Below are 17,023 nucleotides of genomic sequence, written 5' to 3' on the forward strand. Positions count from 1 at the left end.
AGCCGCGGAACGCCGGACGGCACCGGCCGCGTCGTGATCGAGGCGGTGACGCCGGAACTCGACGGCGGCCGCTCTCCGGTCAAGCGCGTCGTCGGCGAGAACCTGCGGATCGAGGCCGACATCTTCTCGGACGGTCACGAGATCCTGAACGCGGCGATCCTGTCGCGCGTCGTCGGCGCGAGCGAATGGCGCCGGGACCCGATGGTCTTCGTCGACAACGACCGCTGGGCCGGGCAATTCCCGCTCGAGAAGAACGCCCGCTACGAGTTCACCATCGAGGGCTGGCGCGACGGATTCTCGTCCTGGATGCGCGATACGCTGAAGAAGCGCGACGCCGGCGTCGACGTCCGCCTCGAGACGATCGAGGGCGTCACCCTGGTCCAGACCGCGGCGGACCTCGCCGAGGGGCGCGACAAGGAGCGGTTGCAGGCGCTCGTCGCCGCGCTCGGCGCCGAGGAGACCGGCTCGGCCGCCCAGCTCGACCGCATCCTCGTGCCCGACGCGGCGAGCCTCGTCCGCCGCAACGCGGAGCGGGTGAACGCCTCGCGCTACCCCGTGACGGCGCAGGTGATCGCCGATCGGCTCGCGGCCCGGTTCTCGGCCTGGTACGAGATCTTCCCGCGCTCGCAGTCGATGGACGTGAATCGCCACGGCACCTTCGACGACGTGATCCGCCGCCTGCCGGAGATCCGCGAGCTCGGCTTCGACGTGCTGTACTTTACGCCGATCCACCCCGTCGGGCGCACCAACCGCAAGGGCAAGAACAACACCCTGAAGGCGCTGCCGGGCGACGTCGGCTCGGTCTACGCGGTCGGCACCGAGGAGGGCGGCCACGAGGCGGTCCATCCCGAACTCGGAACGCTGGCCGACTTCGAGCGCCTGGTCGCGGCGAGCCACGCCCACGGCATGGAGGTGGCGCTCGACTTCGCGATCCAGTGCTCGCCCGACCATCCTTGGATCAAGAACCATCCCGAGTGGTTCGAGTGGCGCCCGGACGGGACGCTGAAGTTCGCCGAGAACCCGCCGAAGAAGTACGAGGACATCTCCAACGTGCACTTCTACGGCGGCGCGCTGCCGTCGCTGTGGATCGAGCTGCGCGACATCCTGCTCGGCTGGTGCAGCCGCGGCGTGCGCATCTTCCGGGTCGACAACCCGCACACCAAGCCGATCCCGTTCTGGGAATGGGTGATCGCGGAGGTGAACGGGCGCTATCCCGACGCGCTCTTCCTCGCCGAAGCCTTCACCCGGCCGAAGATGATGAAGAAGCTCGCCAAGGCCGGTTACCAGCAGAGCTACACCTACTTCACCTGGCGCAACACCAAGGCCGAGCTGACCGAGTACGCGACCGAGCTTGCGGGCGAGATGGGCGAGTACTACCGGCCGAACTTCTTCGCCAACACGCCCGACATCAACCCGCATTACCTCCAGATGAGCGGCCGCGCCGGCTTCGTCGTGCGGGCGACGCTGGCCGCGACCCTGTCGTCGGTCTACGGCATCTACAACGGCTACGAGATGTGCGAGGCGGCGCCCTATCCCGGCAAGGAGGAGTACCTCAACTCCGAGAAGTACGAGCTGAAGGCCTGGGACTACGACCGGCCCGGCAACATCCGCGAGCACATCATCAAGCTCAACCACATCCGTCGCGAGAACCCCGCGCTCTGGGATTTCCGCAACGTCGTGTTCACGGCGGCCTACAACGACAGCATCATCGCCTACGCCAAGACGACGCCCGACCGCGACAACTGCGTGTTCGTGATGGTCAACCTCGATCCCAAGAACCGCCAGGAATGCACCTACGAGGTGCCGCTCTGGCTGCTCGGCGAGGGCGACGACGGGGCGGTCGCCGTCGAGGACCTGCTCGACGGCTACACGTTCGAGCTGCGCGGCAAGTCGCACCGCATCGCCCTCGATCCCGTCGAGCGCTCGTGCATCATCTGGCGGCTCAGCCGTCCGAAGCGGGTTGCGGGCTGAGGCTGCCCGTGTGAACAGAAATCCAGCGCGATCGGCCCGGTCGGTCGCGCTGTCGCCACCATTCTGCGGTTCTACAGCCGCACACCGATCACGCGACGATCATCCTCGCGCGGGACCGGCACGAACGCCCCTGAATCCGACGTGCGAGGCAACGACGCGATGATCGATCGCAGCGATCCGCAATGGTACCGTGACGCCATCATCTACCAGATCCACGTCAAGTCGTTCTTCGACTCGAACAACGACGGTATCGGGGATTTCGAGGGCCTTACCCAGCGGCTGGATTATGTCCGAGACCTCGGCGTCACCGCCATCTGGCTGATGCCGTTCTATCCGTCCCCGCTGCGCGACGACGGCTACGACATCGCCGACTACGAGGAGGTCAACCCGTCCTACGGGACGATGGCCGACTTCCGGCGCTTCGTGGACGCCGCGCACGAGCGCGGCCTGCGGGTGATCACCGAGCTGGTCATCAACCACACCTCGGACCAGCATCCGTGGTTCCAGCGCGCCCGCGAGGCGCCGGCCGGATCGCCCGAGCGCGACTTCTACGTGTGGTCGGACACCGACACGCCGTATTCGGATACGCGGATCATCTTCCTCGACACCGAGACCTCGAACTGGACCTGGGACCCGGTCGCCAAGCAGTATTTCTGGCACCGCTTCTACAGCCACCAGCCCGACCTGAACTTCGACAACCCGAAGGTGCTGGAAGCGGTCATCGAGACGATGCGCTACTGGCTCGACATGGGCGTCGACGGCCTGCGCCTCGACGCGATCCCGTACCTGATCGAGCGGGACGGCACGAACTGCGAGAACCTGCCCGAGACCCACACGGTCATCAAGGCGATCCGCGCGGCGCTGGATGCGAGCTATCCCGACCGGATGCTGCTGGCGGAAGCCAACCAGTGGCCGGAGGAGACCGCGCAGTATTTCGGTGACGGCGACGAATGCCACATGGCGTTCCACTTCCCGCTGATGCCGCGCATGTACATGGCGATCGCCCGCGAGGACCGGCACCCGATCACCGACATCATGCGCCAGACGCCCGAGATCCCGGAAGGGTGCCAGTGGGCGATCTTCCTGCGCAACCACGACGAGCTGACGCTCGAGATGGTGACGGCGGAGGAGCGCGACTACCTGTGGTCGTTCTACGCCGCCGAGCGCCGCGCCCGCATCAACCTCGGCATCCGCCGCCGGCTCGCGCCGCTGCTCGAGAACGACCGGCGCAAGATCGAGCTGATGAAGTCCCTCGTGCTGTCGATGCCCGGCACGCCGGTGCTGTACTACGGCGACGAGATCGGCATGGGCGACAACATCTACCTCGGCGATCGCGACGGCGTGCGCACGCCGATGCAATGGTCGCCCGATCGCAACGGCGGCTTCTCGCGGGCCAACCCGCAGCGGTTGTTCCTGCCGGCGATCCAGGACCCGATCTACGGCTTCGACGCCCTCAACGTCGAGGCGCAGACGCAGTCGCAGACCAGCCTGCTCAACTGGACGCGGCGGATGATCGCCATTCGCAACAACAGCACCGCGTTGGGCCGCGGCTCGATGCAGTTCCTGTATCCGTCGAACCGCAAGGTGCTCGCCTGGATCCGCGAGTTCGAGGGCGAGCGCGTGCTCTGCGTCGCCAACCTGTCGCGGGCGCCGCAGGCGGTGCAGCTCGACCTGTCCGAGCTGCGCAGCGCCGTGCCGATCGAGCTCACCGGCGGAACCGAGTTCCCGCCGATCGGCGAGCTGCCCTACCTGCTCACCCTGCCATCCTACGGCTTCTACTGGTTCTCGCTGTCGTCGGCGAACACCGGCACGATCGGGCCGATGAAGGAGGCGCCCGAGCTGTTCACGCTGGTGCTCACCGGCGGCATCGAGAGCCTGATGGCCGGTCGCGAGCGCCTCGCCTTCGAGCGCACGGTGATCCCGCCCTTCATCGCCAGCCGGCGCTGGTTCGGTGCCAAGGGCTCGCGGATCAAGAGCGTGCAGGTCGTCGACTGCGCGACCGTGAAGGAGGCCGGCGGCGAAGCCCGCTTCCTGCTGCCGCGCCTCGACGTCCAGCTCTCCAACGGCGAGCGCCAGCAATACTTCGTCCCCGTCGGCGTCGACGAGGGGCGCGAGGACGAGACCCTGCTCGAATTCGCCGTGGCGCGCGTGCGCCGCGGCCCGCGCACCGGCCTGCTCTACGGCGCGGCGGCCTCGCCGGACTTCGCGATCTGCCTCGCCGAGGGGATGCGCGACGGCCGCGAGATCCCGACCGAGGGCGGCAAGCTCGTGTTCTCCTCGACCTCGGCCTTCGACCACAGCGTGCCGTTCGAGGCGAGCGACGTCCGCCGGCTCTCGGCGGAGCAGAGCAACACCTCGATCGCCATCGGCGCGAAGATGATGCTCAAGCTGCTGCGCCGCCTGCAGCCGGGCACGCACCCGGAAGTCGAGGTCGGGCGCTTCCTCACCGAGGAGGCCAAGTTCCCGAACACGCCGGCGCTGCTCGGCACCCTCGAGCACGTCGCCGAGGACGGCACGCGCACGGCGCTCGCCGTGCTGCAGAGCTTCGTCCTCAACCAGGGCGACGCCTGGACGGTGATGCTCGAAGGCCTGCGCCGCGATTTCGAGACCGTGGTGCTGGCCCCCGAGAGCGAGGCGCCGACGCCGGCGGAGGCGTTCCACGATCACCTGCGCTGGGCCGACCTGCTCGGGCGGCGGACCGCCGAGATGCACAACGCCTTCGCGATCGAGACCGGCGACGCGGCCTTCGCGGCGGAGCCCTTCACCGCCGACGACCTGGCGGTGCTCGGCGCCGATGCCCGGCACCAGGCCGATCGGGCCTTCCGCGGCCTGAAGGCGATCGCCGAGCGCGGGCTCGATGCGGGCCGCCCTTCGAGCGTCGCGCTCGCCGGGCGTCGTGGCGAGGTCGACGCCCTGATCGCGTCGCTGACCCGCGACCCGCCGAAGGGCGCGTTCAAGACGCGGATCCACGGCGACTACCATCTCGGGCAGGTGCTGGTGTCGAGCGGCGACCTGGTGCTAGTCGACTTCGAGGGCGAGCCCTCGCGTCCGGCCGACGAGCGCCGGGCGAAGTCGACGCCGCTGCGCGACGTGGCGGGCATGCTGCGCTCGTTCGCCTACGGCGCCGAGACGGTGACCCGCGAGATCGCCGGCCGCTTCGCGGATTCGGAGGATCGGGCGCGCACCGCCGCCTTCGCGTGGCGTGGCATGATCGATGCGGCGTTCCTGAAGGGCTACGAGACCGCGGTCTCGGAAAGCCGCGCCGCCGTGACCGACCCCGAGACGCATGGCCGGCTGCTTCGCCTCTGCCTGCTGACCAAGGCGCTCTACGAGGTCGATTACGAGGCCAACAACCGCCCCGACTGGATCGAAATCCCCGCCCGTGGGGTTCTGACCATTCTGGAGGACGCCAAGGCGTCCTGATCCCATGCGCGTGCCGACGGGGCAAGAACGGCTTCGTCGGCGCGCGCGGAGACTGACCGACCTGAAGCCGTCCGACCTTCTCGGACGCCGCTTCGGTCACCCGAGAGAGGCACCTGAATGACGGCCATCGACCAGACCTTCGCGACCCGCACCGATCCGTCGGACACGAACCCGGTCTCGAATGTCGCCCCGTCCGGCTCCGCGCAGGCGGGCACGACGCACAGCGTGCATCCCGATGCGATCGCGGCGGTGATGGCGGCCAACCACGGCGACGCGTTCAGCGTGCTCGGCCCGCATCAGGTCGGGCCCGGAGCCTGGGAGGTCCGCGCCGTGCTGCCGGAGGCGAAGTCCGCCGCGCTCATCGTCGGCGGCGAGGCGGTGCCGTTCGAGCGGCGCCACCCGGACGGGTTCTGGGTCGCCAAGGTCGAGAGCCAGGGCCGGCCGCTCTACGAGATCGAGGTCGAGACCTGGGACGGGGCCAAGCGCCGCCGTCACGACCCCTACGGCTTCGGCTCGTCGCTGGAGCAGCACGACGTCGACACCCTGCGCGAGGTCGGGACCAACCTCGTCTACAAGATCCTCGGCGCGCAGCTCGGCTGCCTTGATGGCATCGACGGCTTCCGCTTCGCGGTGTGGGCGCCGAACGCCCGGCGCGTCAGCGTCGTCGGCGACTTCAACGAGTGGGACGGCCGCCGCCATCCGATGCGCCTGTGGCAGAACGGCGGCCTGTGGGAGCTGTTCGTGCCCGCCCTCAAGGCCGGTCAGCACTACAAGTTCGAGATCCGCGGCCCGGACGGCGCGCTGCTGCCGCTGAAGGCCGACCCGGTCGCCTTCGCCGCGCAGCACCCGCCGGAGACGGCCTCCGTGCTGCAGGGCACCAGCGAGCCCGCCTGGCACGACAAGCAGTGGATGGCGACCCGCGGCGACAAGGACCCGCGCCACGCCCCGATCTCGATCTATGAGGTGCATCTCGGCTCGTGGGCGCGCGTGCCCGACGAGGGCAACCGCTACCTGACCTACAAGGAGATGGGCGAGCGCCTGATCCCGTACGTCAAGGAGATGGGCTTCACCCATATCGAGATGCTGCCGATCACCGAGTTCCCGTTCGACGGTTCCTGGGGCTACCAGCCGGTCTCGCTGTTCGCGCCGACGAGCCGGCACGGCACGCCCGACGACTTCGCGGCCTTCGTGAACGCGGCGCACGAGGCCGGCATCGGCGTGATGCTCGACTGGGTGCCCGGCCACTTCCCGCTCGACGCGCACGGCCTCGGCCAGTTCGACGGCACGCACCTCTACGAGCATGCCGACCCGCGCCAGGGCTTCCACCAGGATTGGGGCACCTACATCTACAATTTCGGCCGGGCCGAGGTCGCGACGTTCCTTGCCGCCAATGCCCGGTTCTGGCTCGAGCACTACCACCTCGACGGCCTGCGCGTGGATGCCGTCGCTTCGATGCTCTACCTCGACTACTCGCGCCGCCAGGGCGAGTGGATCCCGAACCAGTACGGCGGCAACGAGAACCTCGACGCGATCAACTTCCTGCGCAAGACCAACGAGGCGACCTACGCGCACGCCCCCGGCACGATCACGGTCGCCGAGGAATCCACCTCCTGGCCCGGCGTCTCGCACCCGACCTACACCGGCGGGCTCGGCTTCGGCTTCAAGTGGAACATGGGGTGGATGCACGACACCCTGAACTTCGTCTCGACGGACCCGATCCACCGCCGCTACCACCACCACGACCTGACCTTCGGGCTGCTCTACGCCTTCTCCGAGAACTTCATCCTGCCGCTGTCCCACGACGAGGTGGTGCACGGGAAAGGCTCCCTGCTCGGCAAGATGCCCGGCGACCGCTGGCAGAAGTTCGCCAACCTGCGCGCCTATTTCGGGTTCATGTGGGGGCATCCCGGCAAGAAGCTGCTCTTCATGGGCGGCGAGTTCGGCCAGGAGCGCGAGTGGAACCACAACCAGTCGCTCGACTGGCACCTGCTCGACGACCCCGCCCATGCCGGCGTCAAGGACGTGATTCGCGACCTGAACCGGCTCTACGTCTCGACGCCCGCATTGCACAGCCGCGACACCGAGGCGGCGGGCTTCCAGTGGCTGGTGGCCGACGACCAGGACAACAGCGTGATCGCCTGGGCCCGCAAGGGCCGCGAGGCGGGCGAGATCGCCATCGTCGTCTCGAACTTCACGCCCGTGCCGCGCGAGAACTACCGCATCGGCGTCCCGGCGGGCGGCTTCTATCGCGAGGCGTTCAACTCGGATGCCGGCATCTACGGCGGCTCGAACATGGGCAACATGGGCGGCCGCGAGGCCGACGTGGCGGAGAGCCACGGCCAGGGTCATTCCCTGAGCCTGACCCTCCCGCCGCTCTCGACCATGATCTTCGTTCGCGAAGGCTGAGGGCATCGCTGGGGCGGCGGTGCCGAGGGGTCCCGCCGCCCGCGACGCGCGACGAGGGGAGGTCGCCTTGCTCGAATCGGTCCGGACGTCGTCGGTCGCCCTGCCGAGCATCCGCCTGCACGTCGCGGAAGCCGGTCCGGCGAACGGGCTCCCGACGATCGTCCTGCACGGCTTCCCCGAGTTCTGGTACGGCTGGCGCCGCCAGATCGGCCCCCTGACGGAGGCGGGCCTGCGCCTCGTCCTGCCCGACCAGCGCGGGTACAATCTCAGCGACAAGCCCGAGGGCCTCGCCGCCTACCATCTCGACCGGCTCGCCGCCGACGTGATCGAGCTGGCCAACCATTACGGCTTCGCGACGTTCCGGCTCGTCGGCCACGATTGGGGCGGCCTCGTCGCGTGGTGGACGGCCTCGTTCCATTCCGAGCGGATCGCGCGGCTGGCGATCCTCAACGCGCCGCATCCGGCGGTCTTCGGCCCCTACGTCCGGCGGCATCCGACGCAGATGCTGCGCAGCCTCTATGTCGGCTTCTTTCAGATCCCGCGCCTGCCCGAAACGCGCCTGACCGCGAACGACGGTGCGGTGCTGCGCCAGGCGCTGGCGAAGACCGGGCGGAAGGGCAGCTTCACCGCGGCGGACCTGGATCGCTACGCCGATGCCTGGGCCCGGCCCGGAGCGATGACGGCGATGCTGAACTGGTACCGGGCGCTACGCCTTCAGCGGCCCGGCACCGCGCCGCGGATCACGATGCCGACCCTGATCCTGTGGGGGCGGCGCGATCACGCGCTCAAATCCGGCCTCGCCGAGGCGAGCCTCGCGCTCTGCGATGCGGGCCGCATCGCATGGTTTCCCGAGGCGACCCACTGGGTCCAGCACGACGCGGCGGAGGCGGTGAACGCGTCGCTGATCGCCTTTCTGGCCGACGGGAAGATCGAAACATGAGGAAGCCCGCGGATCCTTCGATCCGCGGGCTTCCACGCGCCTGCGAAACGTCGCGAGGCTGAGGTTTAGCGCTTGAACTTGCCGTCGTACTTGAACTCGGGCGCCGCCTTGAGCTGGTCCTTGGTGGCGCCGATGATCGCCTTCCACTTCTTCGCGCCCTCATCGTAGCCGAGCGCCACGGAAGACGGCTCGACCGAGACGTAGCGCTCGCCCATGCCGAGGAAGCCGCCGACCGAGAGGATGTAGCTGCTGAGCTTGCCGTTCTCGATCGCGAGATCCTTGATCTCGCCGACGTTGTTGTTCGAGCCGTCCATCACGTTCAGACCGATCAGGTTGTAGCTCAGCACCGCGTCCTGCGGGACAGGGACGAACTTCGCGGCCGTGGTCGGGGTGGTCTGCTTCTCGGCGGCGAACGCCGTGCCGGAAACGGTGAGGGCAACCATGGATGCCAGGATCAGACGACGCATTGCTATCTCCACAACCCGAATGGGGTGGCTAGGAATGCTGCGCGGCCGCGATCGTTCCGTCACCGATTCGTGGGTGATCGCGCCTGTTCCGATGTCCCGGGGCCGAACGGAAAAAGCCCGCGGATCGCTGGGATCCGCGGGCTGGCCAGTCGGGCCGAGCAGCCATTCAGGCCGCTTGCTTGCGCTTCTCCGGCGCTGCCTTCTCCAGGGCCGCCTTCTCGGGCTTCGCCTCGGTCCGCGTCTTCGAGGCTATCAGCGGCAGCTCGATGTCGAGCCCGAGCGTCGAGACGCCCTCGCCGCGTTCGAGCGTGATCTTGACCTTGTCGCGCTCGACCGAGACGTGCTTGGCGATGACCGCCAGGATCTCCTCGCGCAGCGTGATCACGAGGTCGGGCTGGCCGGTCTCGGAGCGCTCGTGGGCGAGGATCAGTTGCAGGCGCTCGCGGGCGACGGAGCCGGATGCGCGTTTGTTGAAGAGACCGAGGAGGGTCATGCGGCCCTCCGCAGGAACAGCTTGTCGAGGAAGGACTTGCGGTCCGTCGGCATGGTCATCGGCAGCTCTTCGCCCTTGAGCCGGCGCACCGCGTCGGAATAGGCACGGGCCGGCGCGCAGTGCGGGTTGTTCAGCGTCACCGGGCAGCCGACGTTCGAGGCGCGCAGCACTTCCTGGCTCTCGGGGATGATCGCCAGGAGCGGGATCGAGAGGATCTCGAGCACGTCCTCGACCTTGAGCATGTCGCCGCGGTCGGCCCGGGCGGGGTCGTAGCGGGTCAGGATCAGGTGCTTGTCCATGTTCTCGCCGCGCTCGGCCTTGATCGTCTTGGAGTCGAGCAGGCCGATGATGCGGTCGGAGTCGCGCACCGACGAGACTTCCGGGTTGGTCACCACCACCGCGACGTCGGCGTGGCGCATGGCGAGCTGGGCGCCCCGCTCGATGCCGGCGGGCGAATCGCAGATCACCCAGTCGAACTTCTCGCGAAGCTCTTCCATGACGCGGGCGACGCCCTCGTCGGTGAGCGCGTCCTTGTCGCGGGTCTGCGAGGCCGGCAGCAGGTGCAGGGTCTCGAGCCGCTTGTCGCGGATCACCGCCTGGTTGAGCTTGGCATCGCCGTTGACCACGTTGATGAGGTCGTAGACGACCCGGCGCTCGGCACCCATGACGAGGTCGAGGTTGCGCAGGCCGACGTCGAAATCGACGACGCAGACGCTCTGCCCGCCCTGCGCGATCGCGGCGCCGAGTGCCGCCGTTGTCGTCGTCTTGCCGACGCCGCCCTTGCCCGATGTGACGACCAAAACCTTTGCCACGCGTGTCGCTCCTTGATCTGCGGTGATCGGATCGAGTTCTGAAAGTTCGAAAGTCAGTCCAGGCCGGCCATGCGGATCGCGCCGCCGTCGAGCCAGATCTGTACGGGTTTGCCCTGCAGCTGCGTTCCGATGTCCTCGGCCGTGCGGACGAGGCGATCGATCCCGAGCAGCTCGGGCTGGAACTTGCGGCAGTAGATGCGGGCCCGCGGGTTGCGGGCGGCGCCCGCGATCGCCCGGCCGCGCAGCGCGCCGTAGATGTGGATGGAGCCGCCCGCGAGGATCTCCGCCCCGGACGAGACCGAGCCCATCACCGTGACGTCCCCGGTGGGATGCACCACCGTCTGCCCGGAGCGGACCGAGCCCTCGATGGTGATCGAGGTGGAGACCGGCTCGTCCGGCACCTTCGGCAGATCCAAATTGGTCGCCGGACGCCCGCCGACGAGCAGCGGCGGCAGGCCGGGTGCGATCGTCTCCACGCCCTCGAAGCCGAGGATGCGGACGCGTCGTCCGACGAGGTCGGCCACCAGCGCCTGCAGCGCGTCGTGGTCCGGGCGCAGGGCGCCGAGATCGAGGATGATCGCGCGCCCGTCGAACAGGGTCGGCGAGCGCTTGAGCGCCGCGTCGAGGTCCGCCAGCCAGTCGGCGAGCGGCGGCTCGGGCTTCAGCGCCATCGCCTTGAACGCACGCCCTCGGAAGGCGAGGGCGCGTCGGGCGGCGGGCTTCGCCGGGGCGGCAGGTTTTGCCGGGTCCGAGGCTGCCGTAGCCGGCTCGGGCGCGGACGATTCGGTGCCGGCGGGCGCAGCAACCGTCTCCAGGGAAACGGCTTTCTCGGGCTGTGCCGGAACGGGACGGTCGGGGTCCGGAACGATCTGTGTTTTCACGGGTCAACGATTCCTTACCGGATCATTGACGGCGGATATGGTTACCGAACGGTTAAGGATGAGGATCCTGTCGCAATCTCATGCCCGGATCCTGTGATGTCGGCTCAGCCGCGCTCCAGCAGCGCCAGGCGGATCGCGTCCTCGACGAGCCGCACCTCGACGCCCTGGCCGGTGAAGCTCGGATCGAGGTCGTCGGCGGCCTTGTACAGGCCGTCGATCGCGATCAGCTCGGGCTCGAACTTGCGGCACCAGATCCGCGCGTTCGGGTTGCCGGCGGCACCGGCGATCGCACGGCCGCGCAGGGCCCCGTAGACGTGGATCGAGCCGCCGGCGATCACCTCGGCGCCCGAGGCGACGGCACCCATCACCGTCACGTCGCCCTCGAGATGCAAAACCGCCTGGCCCGAGCGCACCGGTGCGTCGAGGATCAGCGAGACGGCCGAAGCCTGCGCGGGCGGCGCCGGCACGGCCGCCTCGGGGGAGGGGGCTTCGGCCTCGGGGATCTCGATCTCCCCGGTCGGCCGCCCTCCCGCCAGCGCCGGCGGCAGGCCCGGCCCGAGCAGCGCGGGCGCCGCGCCCTCGATCCCGTAGATCGCGATGGCGCGCGCCGAGAGCTCGGCCACCAGACCGGTCAGGTCGTCGCGATCGAGCGTGAGCCCGGTGAGATCGAGGATCACCGGGCGCCCGGCGAAGAACGCGGGTGCGCGCTGGCGCAGGGCGTCGAGATCGGCGAGCCAATCCTCGATCGGGGGCAGCGGAGCGAGCACGGTCGCCATGAACGAGCGGCCGCGGAAGCGGATCGGCGGACGGGGCGCATCGGGCTTGGGCTGGGTCACGGGGGTCGGCATCTCGCGTGTCGGGCCTGGACCCTGCCTGCATGCGGCGTGCGCGCCCGCGGAGCAATCCTTGCCGGGCGCTTGCCCACGCCCCTTGTCGCCCGCCGATGGTCGCGCACGTTCGAGACGCACCCCGCAATCCCGTCGTCGACGGCAGCTAAACCGTTGGGCGAGAACTGGAATGGTTCTGAAACATAGCGGTTGCGTGGCCGCAGGGCGCCTTGCTACCCCCGGCACGGAACGCCGCCCTTCGAGGGCGTGAAGCCCCGTGGAGTCGGCCCGATGGCACCGCAGAAGGACGCACGCCGCCGTCCGGCCTACCGCCTCGCGGTCGTGGGGCGGATCGTGCTCGCGGTCGCCGGCGGCTACGCGGTGGCGGCGCTGCTGACCGCCCTGCTGTCGTTGACGCTGCCGCTCGTCCGCTCCGAGGCGGTCGCGACGGCGACCCTCCTGAGCTTCGCGGTGATGGTCGCCGTGGTGATCTACGTCTTCGCCGCGCCGACGCTCGGCCGTGCCGCCCTGACGGTCGCCGGGCTCGCGGCCGTCCTCGGCGGCGGGCTCTGGCTCGCCGGCGGCTTCGCCGCGGTCGGTGCCGCATGAGGCAGGGTTTTCGCCAATCGATGGCGTGGCTGCACGCCTGGTCCGGCCTCGTCGTCGGCTGGGTGCTGTTTTGCGTCTTCGTCACCGGCACTGCGAGCTACTACCGGACCGAGATCTCGCAGTGGATGCGGCCGGAGCTCGCCGAGACCGCGAGCGACCCGGCCCGCTCCGCCGACCTCGCCGCCGCCTACCTGCAGAGGGCGATGCCCGACGCCACCGGCTGGTACATCGAGCTGCCGAAGCCCGAGAAGCCGCTGATCGGCGTGATGTGGTGGAAGAGCCTGGAAGGCCCGTTCCATCAGGCCCTGCTCGATCCCGCCACCGGGACGCCGACCAAGGCCCGCGACACACGCGGCGGCGACTTCCTCTACCGCTTCCATTTCGAGCTCGGCATGCCGCCGCTCTGGGGCCGCTGGATCGTCGGCACCTGCGCGCTGGTGATGCTGGTGGCGCTGGTCTCGGGCATCGTCACCCACCGCAGGATCTTCGCCGACTTCTTCACCTTCCGGCGGCGTCGTTCGCAGCGCGGCTGGCTCGATGCGCACAACGTGTTCGGCGTGCTCGCGCTGCCGTTCCACCTAATGATCACCTATACCGGCCTCGTCACCCTCGCGCCGATGTACATGCCGTGGGGCGTCGTCTCCGCCTACAAGGGCGACGAGATGCGCTTCTACGTCGACAGCGGGCTGATGCCGGAGCTCCGCGCCCCGTCCGGGAAGACCGGCACCCTGGCGCCGCTCTCCGGCATGGTCGCGCAGGGCATCGCCGCCAGGGGTGAGGCGCCGGAAGGGGTCTCCGTCCTCAACCCTGCCGACGCGACACCCTCCGTGCTTGCGGTCTTCGAGGAGCCGCACGGGCTTGCCCACGAGCATCCGCAGATCGCGTTCGACGGCGCGACCGGGGCGATGCTCGGCAGCAACGGCGCGACCCGCGCCGCGGCCAAGACCTCGACCGTCATGCTCGGGCTGCACGAGGGGCACTTCGCCGGCGCGGCCCTGCGCGTGCTGTTCTTCCTGTGCGGGGTGATGGGCGCCGCCACCGTCGCCACCGGGCTCGTGCTGTGGGCCGTGGCGCGGGCGCCGCAGGGGGCGGAGGCGGAAGGCTTCGGCCTGCGGCTGGTGCGGACGCTCAACGTCGGGACCATCGTCGGCTTGCCCGCCGGAATCGCCGCCTACTTCCTGGCCAACCGCCTGCTGCCGCTCGACCTTGCCGCCCGCGCGGATTGGGAGGTCGGAACGTTCTTCGGCGCCTGGGCGCTGGTGGCGGTCGCCGGCGCCCTCCGCCCGGCCGGATCGGTCTGGCGCGAAGGCCTCGGGCTGGTCGGAGGCCTGTTCCTGGCGGTGCCGGTCGTCGGCGCGCTCACCACCGGCCTGCATCCGCTCGCCGGCGAGACGCGCTTCCTCGGCTTCGACGCCGCGATGATCGCCCTCGGCATCCTCCTCGGGCTCGCCGCGCGGAAGGCGGGGCAGGCGCGGCTCCGGCCGGCGCTCCGGGCGGACGCCGGCATCACGGGCGGGGAGGCCCTGCGCGCGTGACCGCCATCGTCGTCGGCCTCAACCTCGCCCTGTGCTTCGCCGGACTGTCGGCGCTGGCGCTCAGCCTCGACCGTCACCATCGCGACGCCTTCCTGGTGCGTCCCGGCGCGGCCCGCGCCCGGACCCTGCGCATCGCCGGCTGGGCCGGCATCGGCCTCTCCTTCGTGGCGGCGGTGGCGCTGGAAGGCTGGAACTTCGGTCCGGTGCAATGGATCGGCGCCCTGACCGGCGCGGCGCTGCTCGTGGTCGCCTTCCTGTCCTACCGCCCGGGCTGGCTCCGCCCGGCGGCGTTGCTGGCGCTACCGATCGCGCTCGTGGCGCTGCCGCTCGCCCTGAACGGTTGAGGAGGGCTCGCGATCACCGCAGAACCGCTGCCCCCTTGCCGCCGAGGCCGACTCCTTATATTGCGGCGCAATAGCTCGAACCCGTTCTCGACCCGGCGTGGCCGACTGCAATCGCGGTCCGTCCCGTGGCGGGTTCTACTCGCTTCGGAAACACCATGAAGCTGCGCAACATCGCCATCATCGCCCACGTCGACCACGGCAAGACGACGCTCGTCGACAAGCTGCTGTCGCAGTCCGGCTCCTTCCGCGACAACCAGCGGGTCGAGGAACGGGCGATGGACTCGAACGACCTCGAGAAGGAGCGCGGCATCACCATCCTGGCCAAGGCGACCTCGGTCGTCTGGAAGGATACCCGCGTCAACATCGTCGACACCCCCGGCCACGCCGACTTCGGCGGCGAGGTCGAGCGCATCCTGTCGATGGTCGACGGCGTGATCGTGCTGGTGGACGCGGCCGAAGGCCCGATGCCGCAGACCAAGTTCGTGGTCGGCAAGGCCCTCAAGATCGGCCTGCGCCCGATCGTGGCGATCAACAAGGTCGATCGTCCCGACGCCCGCATCACCGAGGTGGTGAACGAGGTGTTCGACCTGTTCGCGGCGCTCGACGCCACCGACGACCAGCTCGACTTCCCGATCCTCTACGGGTCCGGCCGCGCCGGCTGGATGGCCACGACGCCGGACGGCGACCAGAGCGAAGGGCTCGCGCCGCTGTTCGATCTCGTGCTCGAGCACGTGCCGCAGGCCCGCGTCGAGGAAGGCCCGTTCCGGATGCTCGGCACCCTGCTCGAGGCCAACCCGTTCCTCGGCCGCATCATCACCGGCCGCATCGCCTCCGGCACCGTGAAGCCGAACCAGGCGATCAAGGTGATGGACCGCGAGGGCAAGCTCGTGGAGACCGGCCGCGTCTCGAAGATCCTCGCCTTCCGCGGCCTCGAGCGGGCGCCGATCGACGTCGGCGAGGCGGGCGACATCGTCTCCATCGCCGGCCTCGTGAAGGGCACCGTCGCCGACACGTTCTGCGACCCGCAGGTCGAGACTCCGATCCAGGCCCAGCCGATCGATCCGCCGACCGTCACCATGTCCTTCATCGTCAACGATTCGCCGCTCGCCGGCACCGAGGGCGACAAGGTCACCAGCCGCATGATCCGCGACCGCCTGTTCAAGGAGGGCGAGGGCAACGTCACGCTGAAGATCGAGGAGGCCGCCGACAAGGACAGCTTCTTCGTCTCCGGTCGCGGCGAGCTGCAGCTGGCGATCCTGATCGAGACCATGCGCCGCGAGGGCTTCGAGATCGCCGTGTCGCGTCCCCGCGTCGTGCTCTCGAAGGACGAGGACGGCGGCATCCTCGAGCCGATCGAGGAGGTGGTGGTCGACGTCGACGAGGAGTACTCGGGCGTCGTCGTGCAGAAGATGTCCGAGCGCAAGGCCGAGATGATCGAGATGCGTCCGTCGGGCGGCGATCGCCTGCGCCTCGTCTTCCACGCTCCGACCCGCGGCCTCATCGGCTACCAGAGCGAGCTGATGACCGACACGCGCGGCACGGCGATCATGAACCGCCTGTTCAAGGCCTACGAGCCCTTCAAAGGCGAGATCGCCGGCCGCCGCAACGGCGTGCTGATCTCGAACGACAAGGGCGAGGCCGTGGCCTACGCCATGTGGAACCTCGAGGACCGCGGCCCGATGATGATCGAGCCCGGCGCCAAGGTCTACCAGGGCATGATCATCGGCGAGCACAACCGCGAGAACGACCTTGAGGTGAACGTGCTCAAGGGCAAGAAGCTCACCAACATCCGCACCACCTCGAAGGACGAGGCCGTGCGCCTGACCCCGCCGATCCGGATGACGCTGGAGAAGTCGCTCGCCTGGATTCAGGACGACGAGCTGATGGAAGTCACCCCGAAGTCGATCCGCCTGCGCAAGACCCACCTCGATCCGAACGATCGCAAGCGCTTCGAGCGCTCGGGCGGAGCGGCGAGCAGCGCGAGCTGAGGATCGCTGGAGATCGGAATACGAAGGGCCGGGCGGCGATCGCCCGGCCCTTTTTCGTTGGGTCGATATCGTGACGCTATCGAAATAGGGGCAGCTCCCTCCCCCCTCTGCGGGGGAGGGTGGCCCCCGAAGCGGGTCGGGAGAGGGGAGCGCGCTGTCCGGAGAGGTCGCTCCCCTCTCCCGACCCTCGCGCACGCGGGGCCCACCCTCCCCCGCAGATGGGGGAGGCAAGGCGCGGCTGCCGCGACGAAGGAGCGAAGGCCCCCGACAGGACGGAGGTCTCCGGCAGCGAGGCTCACCCGCCGCCCGGCTCGGTAGCCTTGTCAG

13 protein-coding genes are annotated in these 17,023 nt (G+C 69.4%); 8 read left to right on the forward strand and 5 right to left on the reverse strand.

All coding sequences use genetic code 11. The annotated features are described in order from the left end of the window. From MKK64_RS21870 to MKK64_RS21885, 4 genes are all read left to right on the forward strand, one after another. On the forward strand, nucleotides 1–1,971 hold a 1,971-nt coding region (locus MKK64_RS21870; protein ID WP_243937286.1), incomplete at its 5' end, for an alpha-1,4-glucan--maltose-1-phosphate maltosyltransferase. A gap of 159 nt (nucleotides 1,972–2,130) precedes the next feature. Further along, nucleotides 2,131–5,394: a maltose alpha-D-glucosyltransferase gene (treS, locus tag MKK64_RS21875; RefSeq protein WP_147726430.1), complete on the forward strand. Its 3,264-nt coding sequence runs from the start codon at nucleotides 2,131–2,133 to the stop codon at nucleotides 5,392–5,394. A gap of 117 nt (nucleotides 5,395–5,511) precedes the next feature. Beyond that, complete coding sequence (gene glgB / locus MKK64_RS21880; protein ID WP_243937294.1) at nucleotides 5,512–7,800, forward strand: 1,4-alpha-glucan branching protein GlgB; 2,289 nt, start codon at nucleotides 5,512–5,514, stop codon at nucleotides 7,798–7,800. A gap of 67 nt (nucleotides 7,801–7,867) precedes the next feature. Beyond that, nucleotides 7,868–8,740: an alpha/beta fold hydrolase gene (locus tag MKK64_RS21885; protein ID WP_243937296.1), complete on the forward strand. Its 873-nt coding sequence runs from the start codon at nucleotides 7,868–7,870 to the stop codon at nucleotides 8,738–8,740. A gap of 65 nt (nucleotides 8,741–8,805) precedes the next feature. On the opposite strand, the gene MKK64_RS21890 is transcribed toward MKK64_RS21885, so the two are convergent. From MKK64_RS21890 to minC (MKK64_RS21910), 5 genes are all read right to left on the reverse strand, one after another. Continuing rightward, nucleotides 8,806–9,207: a PRC-barrel domain-containing protein gene (locus tag MKK64_RS21890; protein ID WP_147726433.1), complete on the reverse strand. Its 402-nt coding sequence runs from the start codon at nucleotides 9,205–9,207 to the stop codon at nucleotides 8,806–8,808. A 166-nt stretch (nucleotides 9,208–9,373) separates the two neighbouring features. Continuing rightward, the gene (gene minE / locus MKK64_RS21895) at nucleotides 9,374–9,700 is read right to left on the reverse strand and encodes a cell division topological specificity factor MinE (protein WP_147726434.1); all 327 of its coding nucleotides are present in this window, start codon (nucleotides 9,698–9,700) and stop codon (nucleotides 9,374–9,376) included. Further along, nucleotides 9,697–10,512 carry a septum site-determining protein MinD gene (gene minD, locus MKK64_RS21900; RefSeq protein ID WP_147726435.1) on the reverse strand — a complete coding sequence of 272 codons (816 nt, stop codon included), beginning with the start codon at nucleotides 10,510–10,512 and terminating at the stop codon, nucleotides 9,697–9,699. Before minD ends, minE begins: the two co-directional genes overlap by 4 nt. Before the next feature lie 53 nt (nucleotides 10,513–10,565). Further along, on the reverse strand, nucleotides 10,566–11,183 hold the full coding sequence (minC, locus tag MKK64_RS21905; RefSeq protein ID WP_147726438.1) for a septum site-determining protein MinC: 618 nt from the start codon (nucleotides 11,181–11,183) through the stop codon (nucleotides 10,566–10,568). Between the two features lie 314 nt (nucleotides 11,184–11,497). Beyond that, nucleotides 11,498–12,241, reverse strand: coding sequence for a septum site-determining protein MinC (gene minC, locus MKK64_RS21910; protein ID WP_243937298.1), 744 nt, complete (start codon nucleotides 12,239–12,241; stop codon nucleotides 11,498–11,500). Nucleotides 12,242–12,511: 270 nt separating this feature from the next. On the opposite strand from minC (MKK64_RS21910), the gene MKK64_RS21915 reads away from it, so the two are divergent. The 4 genes from MKK64_RS21915 (at nucleotide 12,512) to typA (ending at nucleotide 16,696) form a co-directional block, all read left to right on the forward strand. Next, nucleotides 12,512–12,829 carry an iron transporter gene (locus tag MKK64_RS21915; protein ID WP_243937300.1) on the forward strand — a complete coding sequence of 106 codons (318 nt, stop codon included), beginning with the start codon at nucleotides 12,512–12,514 and terminating at the stop codon, nucleotides 12,827–12,829. Next, entirely contained in the window at nucleotides 12,826–14,364 is a 1,539-nt protein-coding gene (locus MKK64_RS21920; protein WP_243937302.1) for a PepSY-associated TM helix domain-containing protein, read from the forward strand. The genes MKK64_RS21915 and MKK64_RS21920 overlap by 4 nt, the downstream gene beginning before the upstream one ends. Beyond that, nucleotides 14,361–14,708 carry a DUF3325 domain-containing protein gene (locus tag MKK64_RS21925; RefSeq protein WP_243937304.1) on the forward strand — a complete coding sequence of 116 codons (348 nt, stop codon included), beginning with the start codon at nucleotides 14,361–14,363 and terminating at the stop codon, nucleotides 14,706–14,708. The genes MKK64_RS21920 and MKK64_RS21925 overlap by 4 nt, the downstream gene beginning before the upstream one ends. Before the next feature lie 155 nt (nucleotides 14,709–14,863). Next, entirely contained in the window at nucleotides 14,864–16,696 is a 1,833-nt protein-coding gene (gene typA, locus MKK64_RS21930; protein WP_147728668.1) for a translational GTPase TypA, read from the forward strand. Nucleotides 16,697–17,023: the final 327 nt, after the last annotated feature.

Origin of the sequence: Methylobacterium sp. E-025, from assembly GCF_022829705.1 — a bacterium.
In the GTDB taxonomy this organism is placed as follows: domain Bacteria; phylum Pseudomonadota; class Alphaproteobacteria; order Rhizobiales; family Beijerinckiaceae; genus Methylobacterium.

Bases quoted from the DNA above. Each gene is read 5' to 3' on its own strand.
- typA (WP_147728668.1), top strand. From the start codon at position 14,864: ATGAAGCTGCGCAACATCGCCATCATCGCCCACGTCGACCACGGCAAG.
- MKK64_RS21920 (WP_243937302.1), top strand. From the start codon at position 12,826: ATGAGGCAGGGTTTTCGCCAATCGATGGCGTGGCTGCACGCCTGGTCC.
- glgB (WP_243937294.1), top strand. From the start codon at position 5,512: ATGACGGCCATCGACCAGACCTTCGCGACCCGCACCGATCCGTCGGAC.
- MKK64_RS21890 (WP_147726433.1), bottom strand. From the start codon at position 9,207: ATGCGTCGTCTGATCCTGGCATCCATGGTTGCCCTCACCGTTTCCGGC.
- MKK64_RS21915 (WP_243937300.1), top strand. From the start codon at position 12,512: ATGGCACCGCAGAAGGACGCACGCCGCCGTCCGGCCTACCGCCTCGCG.
- minE (WP_147726434.1), bottom strand. From the start codon at position 9,700: ATGACCCTCCTCGGTCTCTTCAACAAACGCGCATCCGGCTCCGTCGCC.
- treS (WP_147726430.1), top strand. From the start codon at position 2,131: ATGATCGATCGCAGCGATCCGCAATGGTACCGTGACGCCATCATCTAC.
- minC (WP_243937298.1), bottom strand. From the start codon at position 12,241: ATGCCGACCCCCGTGACCCAGCCCAAGCCCGATGCGCCCCGTCCGCCG.
- minC (WP_147726438.1), bottom strand. From the start codon at position 11,183: ATGGCGCTGAAGCCCGAGCCGCCGCTCGCCGACTGGCTGGCGGACCTC.